The 12,557-nt window shown below is 45.2% G+C and carries 11 protein-coding genes; 4 read left to right on the top strand and 7 right to left on the bottom strand.

All coding sequences use genetic code 11. From position 1 onward, the window contains the following. Positions 1 to 17: 17 nt before the first annotated feature. Positions 18 to 1,757, bottom strand: coding sequence for a uroporphyrinogen-III C-methyltransferase (cobA, locus tag MiSe_RS11395; protein ID WP_226578966.1), 1,740 nt, complete (start codon positions 1,755 to 1,757; stop codon positions 18 to 20). A 128-nt stretch (positions 1,758 to 1,885) separates the two neighbouring features. After that, positions 1,886 to 3,037, bottom strand: coding sequence for a tetratricopeptide repeat protein (locus MiSe_RS11400; RefSeq protein ID WP_226578970.1), 1,152 nt, complete (start codon positions 3,035 to 3,037; stop codon positions 1,886 to 1,888). 202 nt (positions 3,038 to 3,239) lie between these two features. Here MiSe_RS11400 and MiSe_RS11405 point away from each other — a divergent pair, with 202 nt between their 5' ends. Together MiSe_RS11405 and MiSe_RS11410 are read left to right on the top strand one after the other, a co-directional pair. Further along, the gene (locus MiSe_RS11405; protein WP_226578973.1) at positions 3,240 to 4,412 is read left to right on the top strand and encodes an RNA-guided endonuclease InsQ/TnpB family protein; all 1,173 of its coding nucleotides are present in this window, start codon (positions 3,240 to 3,242) and stop codon (positions 4,410 to 4,412) included. Between the two features lie 401 nt (positions 4,413 to 4,813). After that, positions 4,814 to 6,067, top strand: a complete 1,254-nt coding sequence (locus tag MiSe_RS11410; RefSeq protein WP_226578976.1) for an RNA-guided endonuclease InsQ/TnpB family protein — start codon at positions 4,814 to 4,816, stop codon at positions 6,065 to 6,067. A gap of 18 nt (positions 6,068 to 6,085) precedes the next feature. Here the strand turns inward: MiSe_RS11410 and MiSe_RS11415 are convergent, their stop codons facing one another. The 4 genes from MiSe_RS11415 to MiSe_RS11430 form a co-directional block, all read right to left on the bottom strand. Further along, positions 6,086 to 7,090, bottom strand: a complete 1,005-nt coding sequence (locus MiSe_RS11415; protein WP_226578979.1) for a homogentisate phytyltransferase — start codon at positions 7,088 to 7,090, stop codon at positions 6,086 to 6,088. A gap of 70 nt (positions 7,091 to 7,160) precedes the next feature. Beyond that, positions 7,161 to 8,216, bottom strand: coding sequence for a glycosyltransferase (locus tag MiSe_RS11420; protein WP_226578982.1), 1,056 nt, complete (start codon positions 8,214 to 8,216; stop codon positions 7,161 to 7,163). Positions 8,217 to 8,352: 136 nt separating this feature from the next. Then, positions 8,353 to 8,937: a hypothetical protein gene (locus MiSe_RS11425; protein WP_226578984.1), complete on the bottom strand. Its 585-nt coding sequence runs from the start codon at positions 8,935 to 8,937 to the stop codon at positions 8,353 to 8,355. A 312-nt stretch (positions 8,938 to 9,249) separates the two neighbouring features. After that, positions 9,250 to 10,098: a methyltransferase domain-containing protein gene (locus MiSe_RS11430; RefSeq protein ID WP_226578987.1), complete on the bottom strand. Its 849-nt coding sequence runs from the start codon at positions 10,096 to 10,098 to the stop codon at positions 9,250 to 9,252. Between the two features lie 101 nt (positions 10,099 to 10,199). Between MiSe_RS11430 and MiSe_RS11435 the strand changes: the two genes are divergently transcribed. Together MiSe_RS11435 and MiSe_RS11440 are read left to right on the top strand one after the other, a co-directional pair. Further along, a complete protein-coding gene (locus MiSe_RS11435) occupies positions 10,200 to 11,534 on the top strand; it encodes a TrkH family potassium uptake protein (RefSeq protein WP_226578989.1) in 1,335 nt (444 codons plus the stop codon). A gap of 92 nt (positions 11,535 to 11,626) precedes the next feature. After that, entirely contained in the window at positions 11,627 to 12,322 is a 696-nt protein-coding gene (locus MiSe_RS11440) for a potassium channel family protein (protein WP_226578992.1), read from the top strand. Between the two features lie 19 nt (positions 12,323 to 12,341). Here the strand turns inward: MiSe_RS11440 and MiSe_RS11445 are convergent. Then, a partial coding sequence (locus tag MiSe_RS11445) for a hypothetical protein (protein ID WP_226578996.1) occupies positions 12,342 to 12,557 on the bottom strand: 216 nt, incomplete at its 5' end.

Genomic DNA, 12,557 nt, shown 5'->3' on the forward strand with positions numbered 1-12,557 from the left:
AAACTGGTATAGGCTTTTTAAACAGGAGGCTGGTGGATTGTCATCCAGTTAATAATAGCTTGGGTTAATCCTTCTAAGGTGTATTCAAGCGCTTCCACATCTACCCGACCCAGGAGTTGCTTGCAGTCGCGGGAAGTTTGGGGGCCGATTGAGGCGATCGCTACTTTATCCAGCTTATCGGTTAATTGGGATGCCTCTACTAACTGACAAAAATTTCTCACAGTTTTGGAACTAGCAAAGGTAATTATATCTACTGCTTGCTTCGACAAGGCGTGTTTTGCTTCTTTAGCGATCGCATCCGGACACCTGGACTCGTAAGCCGCCACCTCGACGACTTCTGCACCTTTAGCCGATAACTCCTGGACTAACACCTCCCGTCCACCAGTTTCCACTCTCGGAAATAACACTTTTTTCCCTTGGAGAGATGCGGGAAAATGTTCCACGAGGGAATCTGCCACAAAGTTGGGCGGGATAAAATCGGGTTGCAAATTGTGCAGTTTTAGGCTATTAGCTGTTTTTTTACCGACGACGGCGATTTTAAGCTGCGCTAAGCTACGCGCATCTTTTCCTTGAGCGAATAAGCGCTCAAAGAAATAATCTACACCGTTGGTAGAGGTGAGAATTAACCAATCAAAGGTTTGTATGCAAGCGATCGCATTATCCAATCCTTCCCAGTTTGAAGGCGGACCAATTTCTATCGCAGGCATTTCAATTACCGTTGCACCTGCTGCCTGAAGGCGGTGAGTAAATTCCCCCGACTGTCCGACTGAACGGGTAACGAGGATAGTTTTATTGGCGAGGGGGAGGGAAGAGGACGCGGGGATGGGGAGACGGGGAGACGCGGGGATGATTTGATTCTCTGCTTCTTTCTTGGTTTCTGGCGCTGGATGTTGGTTATTTGTCTGAGTCATAGCAATAGGGGATATCAAATCTAGGGGGCTGGATTTTAAATTATCCCCAATTGGGGACATTCGCTCGGATACCAAGTTGCCGTTAATATTAATCAACATTTCTGCCCTCTGCCCTGCTAACGGCGGTTGTAAGTAGGGGCGCAGTCCAACAACTTCTCCAATTACAATTACCGCCGGGGAAAGAGACGCCCCAGCACATGCAGCTGCAATAGTTCCCAACTGTGCTGTCCAAATTTGTTGTTGGGGATGTCCGCAATAACGAATAACGGCGACGGGAGTTTGCAGACTTCGCCCCCCACGATGCAGTTGGCGGACAATTTCCCCCAGATTGCGCCCCCCCATCAAGATTACCAGCGTATCGATCCGCGATAGCGCTTCCCAGTCTAATTCTGTTGGTTCGTGGGCGCTTAAAACTGCAAAACACCGACTCAAAACCGGATCTGTTAGGGGAATTCCTGCTAGCAACGGTGCTGCCAATGCGGCAGAAATTCCCGGCACAACCTCAAACGGGCAACCTGCGGCAATTAATGCTTGAATTTCCTGACTAGATCGCCCAAAAATAAACGGATCGCCGCTTTTTAACCGCACGACTTGCTTCCCTAACAGGCACTGTTCCACCAGCAAGCGGTCAATTTCTGCTTGGGGGGTACTCTTGCGTCCACCCCGCTTACCGACGTGGAATTTTACGCAATTATCCGGTACTAAATCTAACAGCCGCTCATCGATCAAGGCATCATAAATTAATACCTCTGCTTGCGATAATAATTGTTGCGAGCGCACTGTCAGGTAAGCGACATCCGATGGCCCTGCACCCACTAGATAAACTTGGCCTTTTTCCTCGATCATGGAATAATTTCAGATTGCAGATTTTTGATTTCAGATTTATGGAATAATTGCAGATTTCAGATTTTTGATTTCAGATTTATGAAAAACTTAAATCGGCAATCTGCAATCTGCCATCTAAAATTCCGCAATTATTTTTTCTTTTCGCCGAGTTTCTGGATAATCTGGTCAATTTGATCTGCTTGCTGGGTTTGACCTTGGGTTTTCAACAGCTCTTTGGTTTTATTCAAAGTAGCGATTGCTTCGTCTTTTTTGCCTTGACTTGATAAAGCCAGCGCTAAGACATAGTGGGCTTTTGCCGAGTCTGGTTTGAGGCTAACAGCTTCTTTTGATTCGGTTACTGCTTCGTCGATTTTGTTTTGTTGTCCCAACAAAACGGCTAAGTTAATTGTAGTTTCTACCAGCGGTTCGGTTCTGCCCTGGGTTTTGAATAAGTCTTTGGCTTTTTTTAGCGAGGCTACTGCTTCGTCTTTCTTGCCTTGTTCGGATAAAGCGCCTGCTAAGATAACGTGAGTGGGGGCAAAGTCGGGTTTGAGTTTAACCGCTTCTTGTAATTGCGCTACTGCATCGTCTAATTTCTTCTGTTTTGCTAAAGCAACGGCTAAATTAATTTGAGTTTCTACCTGTTGGTCAACTTTTCCCTGATTTTTGAATAAATCTCTGGCGGTTTGTAAGCTCTTTATTGCTTCCTCTTGCTTGCCTTGTTCGGCTAACGCCGCCGCCATAACTACGTGGGCGGGTGCAAAATCCGATTTGATTTGCAGCGCTTCTTTTGTTTGAGCGATCGCTTCGTCTAGTTTTTTCTGTTGACCCAAAACGACAGCTAATTTGACCTTATCTTCCGCATTTTTAGGATCGAGGCGAATCGCTTCTTGAAATTGCTTGCTAGCTTCGTCTAACTTATTTTGACTTTGCAGCAGCACGGCCAAATTCGAGTGAACTTTGGGATTTTTGGCGTCAAGTTCAATCGATTTGCGCCAAGCTTCCTCTGCACCCTTAACATCGCCTTTTTTAACGCTTTCAATTCCTCGCTGATAAAAATCTTCGGCGCTACCAGGTGCGGCGGCAACGGTAGTTGCTGGACTCGGTGCAGTTGCGGATGGGGAAGCTGTCCCGTTAGCGGCGGTGTTTTGCGCCGGTGCGGCGGGGGAAGGCGTGCCGCTGCTGGCGGTGTTCGTTCCAGAAGGCGTCTTAGAACACGCCACAGCAGTCAAACCGAGACTAACGCTCGCCGCCAGCAGCAGGTAAAATTTAAGCAGTTTTTGGGACATGATTCGGGACATGGTGTTTGTAGGCTCTTAGCCTAGTGTACGCGGTGCGTTCGCTCTCCGTGTGGAGTACCCTCCCCCAATCGGCACAATCGATATTTGCTGCCCTAATTCCGCATAATTACTCTTGACCGAAAATAATGGGATACAAGCCCCGTCCTTCTAGGACGGCTTTATGTTATTATAGTATTTGATACCACCTACTCCAGTATCAAGCGTGTTTATCTACGAGTACAAAGTCAATCCAAAACCACGACAAATAACCGCCATTGATGAAGCAATCAGGACATCTCAATTCGTCCGCAATAAAGTGCTTCGTTACTGGATGGATAATCGCGGCATTGGCAAGACAGAGATGTTTAGATATAACACGTTACTCAGAAAAGAGTTTAAATTTGTTGAAGATTTAAACTCTCACGCTTGTCAAACTGCTGTGGAACGAGTTTTAAAAGCAGTTAATCGCTTTTACGACTGCAAGAAGCAGATTTCAGGCAAGAAAGGGTATCCAAAGTTCAAAAAGAATACTCGCTCGGTTGAATATAAAGTCTCAGGGTGGAAACTATCAGAAAGTAGAAAGCACATTACTTTCACAGACAAGAAAGGAATAGGTACTCTGAAGCTGATAGGAACTAGAGACTTGAATTTCTTCTACCAGATAGACCAAATCAAGCGAGTTAGAATTGTGCGTCGTGCTGATGGGTATTACGTGCAATTCTCGGTACAATTAGACCCTAGAGACACGGTTAAATCATTAAACCCTAGCCAAAAAGCAGTGGGTATTGATGTTGGCATCAAGTATTTCTTAGCGGATAGTCAAGGGAACATTGAGCCTAATCCACAGTTTTACCGCCAGGAAGAAAAACGTTTAAATCGTCTCAACCGCAAAAAGTATAAGAAATACCAAAAGGGTAAACCACAGTCTCAAAATTATCGCAAGGCTAGAGAAAAATCGGCCCGTAAACATTTAAAAGTAAGTAGGCAGCGAGAAGAGTTTGTCAAGAGAGTGGCACTCCGTTTAATCAAGTCTAACGACTTAGTAGCCTATGAAGATTTAAATGTTCAAGGCATGGTCAAAAATCGGCATTTAGCCAAGTCGATAAGTGATGCAGGATGGTCAAAATTTCGCCAGTGGCTAGATTATTTCGGCTACAAATACGCGAAGATAACTATTGCTGTTGCTCCTCACAATACCAGTCAAAATTGCTCTAACTGTGGCGAAAAGGTGCAGAAGTCTCTATCAACTAGAACTCATATTTGTAATCATTGTGGATTTGTTGAAGATAGAGACATTAATGCAGCTATTAACATTTTGCAAAAGGGACTAAGTACGGTCGGGCAGACCGAATCTTATAAGCTTGGGGAGTTCAATCCTCTAGCTCTATTGGAGTAATCCTGTAGGGTTACGATTGGACTGTGAACCAAGAATCCTCATGCCTTTAGGCTGAGGAGTGTCAAATTATACCAATAGCTCTGACGGGCATCTTGCCCATCCTACAAAAGTATTTTTTCTTGTGGGATGGGCAAGATGCCCGTCCAAGAATTCGTTATTGCTGATTTCAACGTCTGGGGGAAAGTCGATGAATGACTAAATGAACGTGGTCAGACTCTCGATTAAAATCTGTTAGCAAGTATCCCACTTTTCACAGGTAGTAGTAAATATTTCACCATGACGATTTAATATTGCTGGTTTAATCACTTTGCGTCGGTATTTGGTGATTTATTAAGCTAATATACGCAACGGTAGCTTTTAAATTTGAGCTTCATAGCACTAAATATGGTATAATTAGTTGTATGTTACTAACCTACCAGTACCGATTAAAACCAACTACTGAGCAGGCGGCGACCTTGAGCCACTGGGGTGAGTTATTGCGTCGTCACTGGAACTATGCTTTGGGTCAAAGGCTGGATTGGTTGCGTCGTACCAGATGCCAAATTGACCGTTGTAGTTTAGCAAGCGAACCAATTGGCGATATCCCTGACAAGTTAAATTACTACTCACAAGCGGCTGACCTCAAAGCAACTAAAAGGTTATTTCCAGAGTACAAAGATATTTACACTGACTGCCAAAAACAAAATTTAATGCGGCTGGATAAGGCTTGGAAACGCTGGTTAATCCCCGACAAAACGGGCAAAAGAGGAGGCAGACCAAGATTTAAAAAACAAGGCGATATCTGTTCATTTACCTTTCCTAGAGTTAATAGACCAAAAGCTGGATCGCACTTAATTGGTAATACTTTAAAACTGTCTAAGGTTGGCGAAATTTCGGTGATACTACATCGCCCCATCCCTGACGGATTTGAGATTAAACAAGCAACAATTATCAGCCTTGCTGATGGTTGGTATGTGAGTTTGGCAATTGAAGATAGCACCGTTCCTACTCGCTTGCCCGTTGATGGGATTAAATCTGCCTGCGGTATTGATGTTGGCTTAGAAAAATTTCTCACTACTTCCAGTGGTGAAGCGGTTGCAGTTCCTCAGTTTTACCGCCAGTCCCAGGCAGTGCTAACCCGTCAACAACGTCAGTTGTCCCGGAAACAAAAAGGATCTAAGAACTACCAAAAACAGACGCATAAAGTTGCTAGATTGCATCTTCATGTCGCTCGTCAACGGAAAGATTTTCATTATTCTGTGGCTCATTGGTTATGTGCAACTTACGATTTAATTGGATTTGAGAAGCTCAATATCAAAGGTCTGGCTAGAACTAGACTAGCTAAATCGATACTAGATGTAGCTTGGGGCGCATTCTTGAACATATTGCAAGCAGTAGCGGTAAGACGCGGCAAGCATACTCAAGAAGTTGATGCCAGAGGTACGAGTATTGAGTGTTTTAATTGCTCAGAAAGAGTCATCAAAGAATTGTCAACTAGAGTTCACGATTGTCCTAATTGTGGTGTTAGCTTAGACAGGGATTTGAATGCGTCGTTGAACATACTTAAACAAACGGTGGGACAACCGTTTGCTGCTTGTGGAGGCTTAGTCAATGGACAGCCTGTGAAGCAAGAACTCCAATTCGTGAGTCTTGGAAGCTCCCGCCAGACCCGATAGGGTTGGCGGTGAGAGTTGTCACAAACAAGCAGCGGGGAAAATTAGATATTCCAGGAAAAACAATTTCCAGATGAATTGGTAGAAACTAGCGATCGCACCCTTATCCTGCAAGTCTACACCCCGACTCCGCCACCCCATTAAACCCAATGCCGCCAAATGCGTTGTCACTAAAAAAACCGTATTTACAGAAGTTAGCCACAACAAGCCAGCAATTGCAATGCCTAGATAGCAAATTGCTATCACCCATAGAGTCAAATTAAACACAGCGGGTGCGCCCAGTTTAAGGGTAAAAGTGGTGATATTGTACTGGCGATCGCCTTCCATATCGGGGATATCTTTAAAGATAGCGATCGCTACGGTAAATACCAAAATAAACAGCGTCAGCGCCCAAACTTCTGCGGGTATTTCTTGTGGCACAGGCATCTTGCCTGTGAAACCTGTAACTTTATTTTGCAACGCCCAACTAAAGTGCAAAAACAACCCTAAATTAACAATTGCCCCCCGCACGCTAAAAATACAAATTGCCGCCCAAAACGGAAACCTTTTTAAGCGAATGGGCGGTAAAGAATAAGCAGTGCCAATTGCCAAACTTATTCCAACCATTCCGAATAAAAACGGCCCCAAAAACCCCGCCAACAGCAGGGCCAGGATACCCGTAACGCCGACAATTATCTTAGCTTGCTGGGGTGAAAATTCCCCGGCTGCTAAAGGCAAGTGGGGTTTATTAATCCGGTCGATTTCGATATCTTCTAATTGGTTTAACCCGACAATGTAAATATTGCCGCACAAACAGGAGATCCAAGTTCCCAATAGCTGCAACAGATGGGTGCTGGACAAGTTGGGGGGAGAGAGCGCGATCGCGACCAAATACAACCCCAAAACACTCAAACTCGTACCGATAATTGTATGCGGACGGCTGAACTTCCAAAAAGCATAAAGCCAAGAACCCGTCTGCTGGACAGGTTTGGCATCAGAAGGATTGCTTTGGGGCAGCGAAGACTTTTGAGAAGAAATTTGGCTCATGAATACTTCAATCAAGGTTCCAGCTAGTTTTTAATCGTTGCACAAAGTTTGTCCTACTGGAAGCTTGGATTTATACCCCGTTCGTGATATCTGTGAATTTGAGACAAGTTTGGACAACGACTTCCATAAAGTTCTGGTTCCAACGGGCAAGACTTTCGGCTTGCTGCTGGGCATTCTGGGTGAGTGCATAAGCTTGCGCTTGTCCCACTAGCAAATTTTCCCATGTAGGTTGAGCGATCGCCCTCGCCACACCTAACCGAGAAAGTGCAGCACAATTGAGTTGCTGTTCTAAGTGCATAGGCAAGACTAATTGAGGAATGCCTGCTAGCAGACAGGTAATAGCCGTTGTTAAGCCTCCATTGTGGATTGCCAAAGACTTTCCATCTAGAACCTCGCTTAAAGGTTTGAACTCAGATTGGGGTCTAAGAGTTTGCAGCACCATCATCCGCTGGGGATAATTATCTGCCAAATAAGCCCAAGCAGGGCCATCGGCACGGTGCAGATTTCCAGGAATCGGTGTAACGTGCAGGCTAACATACTGGTCATTACGCCGCAAGTGCTGATAAGGGTCTAACTCCGGAATGCCAAAAATAAAACTAGCATCCCCATTCAAAATTTGTCCTAGAGGCGCATCAAACTTGACAACTTCGCGCACTGTATTGCTGACTTGCTCTTGGCGCCAGACTGACTCAGGCGGTGCGGGAAATCTCAGAATCGGGAAAACATCAACGGGTGGTGGTACTGTAAAGCACTCTCCGATCGCAACTGTAGGCACAAAGCCGTAAGCTGCTAGGACAAGACCAGGAGCATGATCGGCAATAATTAAGCTTGGTTTGAGCTGTTGGAGAACCTCCCGCCACCCCTCAAGGTGCGATCGCAGTATACAGGCATTCCCAAAACCGAAGTTTTCCAGGATATCGGCAAACGTATAAGACTCTTTCCGACCATAAAAAGGCAAGCGAGGGGCAAAGACAATCTGATAGGGAAAATCAATCCCTTTGATGTTGTAGGACTTGAGAGCAAACACTGGTTCTAACCCATAGGATTCCAGCATCCCAGCAAGTGCCACCAGACGTTGAATGTGTCCTTGTCCCCCTCCGAGTTCCCATCCAAGTAAAACTTTCATCACCTGTTACTGCGATCGTTTTGCTAATTGCTAATTGCTAATTGCTAATTGGGAGAGAGAAGCTCAATAATATCTTTCCATTAGCCATTAGCCATTAGCCGCACGGTTGAGATAACTAGCAATTTGAGTTAACCAGCTATTCGCCTTGAGAGGATGCTATTTTTCCCTTCAAAAGCAAGCTGCTTAAACCAAGAAACATCAACCCTCCCACAGCGCTTGGTTCCGGAACCGAGGTTGGAGGAGTAGACCGCAAATTGTACGTCACCGTTCCAAAAGACGCCCGACCCAAATCATCTGTACACACAGAACCAACACAATCACCTTGATAGCTATAGAAGTCAGATTTGAGAAAGATTATCTTAGGAAAGTCTTCTGGTTTTGGAGGAAAGTCGTAAAGCCCAATGGAAGCCGTCACCAACCCTTCATTAGGAAAGAAGCCACCATAGCCCCCCACATCTATTTGTAGGTCTGATTCACTGAAAGTTTTCCCTTCAAAATTAAAGTTAAAATCAAAAGGTCGATACCCACCAAAAGAAGTTTTAGGCGAAGCGTCATCGTAGCTAAACGAACCCGAATACTGGTTTCCAATTAGAAAACCGCTAGTAATGTTAACCGTGAAATCATAGTTAAAGACGGCAGCTTGTGCTGGGTTGGCTTCTATTGCCGTGCAGCTTAGAGCTACACTGGCTGTTGTCACTGCTAATTTTTTGAATTTTGTCATAGTTACCTGCCATAATTTACTCTGATGAAAATGAGCGCGACCGGACAACTACAATTTTTTTGCCCAGCCGGATATTTCGACCCGATTGCGGTCTAAGGCTCAGGATAATCTACCTCTAAGATGACCATCCGTATTTCTACAGAAACTTAACCCAAAAAACACAATCAACCGTTTCACAATGAAGATTCTGCAAAGATTAGCCAAAATGCTAATCCCTATAAAGCATGTGAGCCATTAGGCACAAACTCTCAAGCATCAATCATCATGGCATTTGACCCCGTACTTGTAGATAGGCACTCACCAGGGATAACCCTACTTTGTTGCTCGCAACACCCCGTATCGAATCAATCCTCGCTCATATCCTTGACTCATCAGCGACAGGGAAAGCGCCCCTTGAATCGTCGTCCAACCACTAAAAATTAAACCAATAATTGCCGCTGGATTGAAGGCAGAATCAATCACGACATTCCAAAATGGCGCTACAGCAGTTGACCAATCATCCGTCCGGATATCTTGAAAAGAAACATTGCCAGCAATTTGCTCATATTCTGGCAGAGAAATGACATAAGGCAAGCAATAGACTCGATAAATTTCTGCCAAATGCTTTAACTCATCCGGCGTCAAGTATCCATCGGGAAGCGTCACGGGACGATGACACCAAGTCGCCATTAAAAACGTGCCACCAGGCTGCAATACCCGGTAGCATTCTTGCAAGAATTTAACTTTATCCGGCATGTGTTCGCCGCTTTCCATAGACCAAACAAAGTCAAAAGATGCATCGGCAAAGGGCATATTCAATGCATCTGCTACCTGGAAGGAAGTCTGCTGACTTAGATTAGCACTGGCAGCCCTTTCCTTCGCCCTAGACGCCTGAACCGGACTGAGAGTAATTCCGGTCACATTGGCGTTATACTTTTGAGCCAGATAGAGGGAACTACCTCCTATGCCGCAGCCTACGTCTAGAATCGTTTCCGCCCTATGTAAATTAGCCCATTGCAGTATTTCTTCATTTAGGTCAATTTGAGCTTGACGGCGGTCTTTTTTTTGCTTACCATCTGCGCCATAATACCCGTGGTGCATGTGTTCGCCCCAAATTTGCTCCCATAAACCGGAGGAGGCGTCGTAAAATTGCTGAATTTGCTCGTAAAGTGTTGCTGTCATGGAACCAAGAGCTTTAATGCAGACTAAAATTAGTTTAATCGCAAGGGTACTTTACAAGACACGCGATCAAAAGTATTCTTGGATCGAATTGCCACCCATCCATGACAGTTTCTAGAACGATTTGCCTGGGGTTCCTTGCTGTAATCAGTTTGGGCGCCCTTTTGTTGATGATGCCGTTTTCTAGCAGCAGCGGGACTTGGATTGACCCGTTAGTGGCTTTATTCACCTCAACCTCTGCTGTCTGCGTTACGGGTTTGTCGGTTGTCGATGTCGGCACTTATTTTTCATTTTGGGGTCAGCTGTTTGTTGCCATACTTGTCCAAGTTGGCGGACTCGGCTATATGACGGCAACCACTTTTCTTTTGCTGCTGATTGGTGCTAGGTTTAGCTTACGAGATAAAGTGGCAATTCAACAAGCTTTAGACCGAACCGGAATCCAGGGTAGCGCCCAAGTGCTGCGCTCGATTATTGCCACGACGCTAATATTTGAACTCACTGGAGTCTTTCTGCTGCTGGCTGTTTTTGTTCGCGATTATGGATTTTATCAGGGACTGTGGTACGCAATTTTTCATAGCATCAATTCTTGGAATAATGCCGGTTTTAGTTTGTTCAAAGATAACTTTATCGGCTATCAATCATCGGTGGTATTAAACCTGACGGTAACGGGATTGATTATCTTTGGCGGGATTGGCTACCAGGTAATTATGGAAATGTACCTGTGGTTGCGCGATCGCATCCTCAGAAAAACCCATTGCATTATCTTCTCCCTCAACTTTAAAGTCGCCACCAGCACCACTTTAATTCTCTTAATCCTCGGCACGGTCGCCTTCTTTCTCATAGAGCAGAAAAACCCCGATACGTTTGGTTCTATGGACTTAAAAACCAAAATCCTAGCAGCTTGGTTTCAATCGGTAACGCCCCGAACCGCGGGTTTTAACACGATTGATTTTGGCAAAATGACCACGGCAGGTTTATTTATTACGATTGCTTTTATGTTTATTGGCGCCAGTCCCGGCGGGACGGGAGGCGGGATTAAAACGACAACCCTGGGAGTTTTAACCACTTGCACCAAAGCCATTTTACAGGGAAATGAAGAAGCTGTTTTGTACGAGAGAAAAATACCTCTATCGCTGATTTTGAAAGCGGTTGGCGTGTTTATAGGCTCGTTGGCAACTGTGATTATTGCCACAATTTTAATCTCTCTCACGGATACAAACTTTAATTTTATTCAAATTTTGTTTGAGGTCGTGTCTGCTTTTGCGACAGTTGGTCTTTCCACGGGAATAACAGCTAGCGTCTCAGCTGCTGCGAAGCTAGTTTTAATTGTGACAATGTACGTGGGAAGGGTAGGCGTTCTGCTGCTGATGTCGGCGCTTTTGGGAGATCCCAGACCCAGTAAAATTCGCTACCCCGAAGAAAACTTACTCGTGGGGTAAAGATGGTAGAAAATATTTGCTAGGCTGGAAAGAGAAGACTGGTTTTGTAGGGGTTGTTCTCGCCAAAGTCTCTATTACACAGGTAGAAAAAAGTGAATCTGTCGTCCATAGGTTTTTTTCGCAGTTTACGCAAAGATAATAAACAGTATGCCGTGATTGGTTTGGGGCGATTTGGGCGGGGAGTATGCTCGACGCTGCACCGTTTGGGATACGACGTACTGGGAACCGATGTTGATGAAAAACGAGTCGCTCAAGTCCTGACGGATCAGATTGTAGGTCATGCGTTGCAACTCGACTCAACCGAACCGTCGGCGCTAAAAGAAGCGGGAATTTTTGAGTTCGATACGGTGATTGTTGCCATCGGTAACTATTTACAAGAAAGTATTATTACCACACTGAATTTGAAGGAAGGCGGCGTCCCCCACGTAGTGGCGAAAGCTTCGTCAGAAGTCCACGGTAAAGTATTAACGCGAGTGGGAGCAGACCACGTAGTTTATCCAGAACATGAAGCTGGTTGTGCATTGGCGCGAGCGCTCACTAGACCGGCGATTTTAGACCGATTTGAGCTAGACCCACACAACAGCATTGTAGAAGCGATCGTTCCCAAAGAATTTGACGGCAAAACCATCTACGACCTGCAACTTAGAACTCGTTATGGTTTAAACTTGCTAGCCGTGTGTAACGATGGCACCTTTGAAGTCAATCCCAACCCCAACCGACGCCTTTACAAGGGTGAAATTATGGTAGTAATTGGCTCTAACAAAGATATCGATCGCCTGCCAATTTAGGGAATTTAAGATGGCAGATTTAAGATTGCAGATTGCCGATTTGAAGATATAGCGGTTTGCACTCCCATAATTGAGATCTTGCACCTAAAATCTCCGGACGGGCGAGACGCCCATGCCACAAGAGAAGAATTTTGCTTGTGGGGTGGGCATCTTGCCCGCCTTGGTTGCCCATGCCACAAGAGAAGAATTTTGCTTGTGGGGTGGGCATCTTGCCCGCCTTGGTTGCCCATGCCAC

This window comes from Microseira wollei NIES-4236 (assembly GCF_020521235.1).
Taxonomy (GTDB): domain Bacteria; phylum Cyanobacteriota; class Cyanobacteriia; order Cyanobacteriales; family Aerosakkonemataceae; genus Microseira; species Microseira wollei.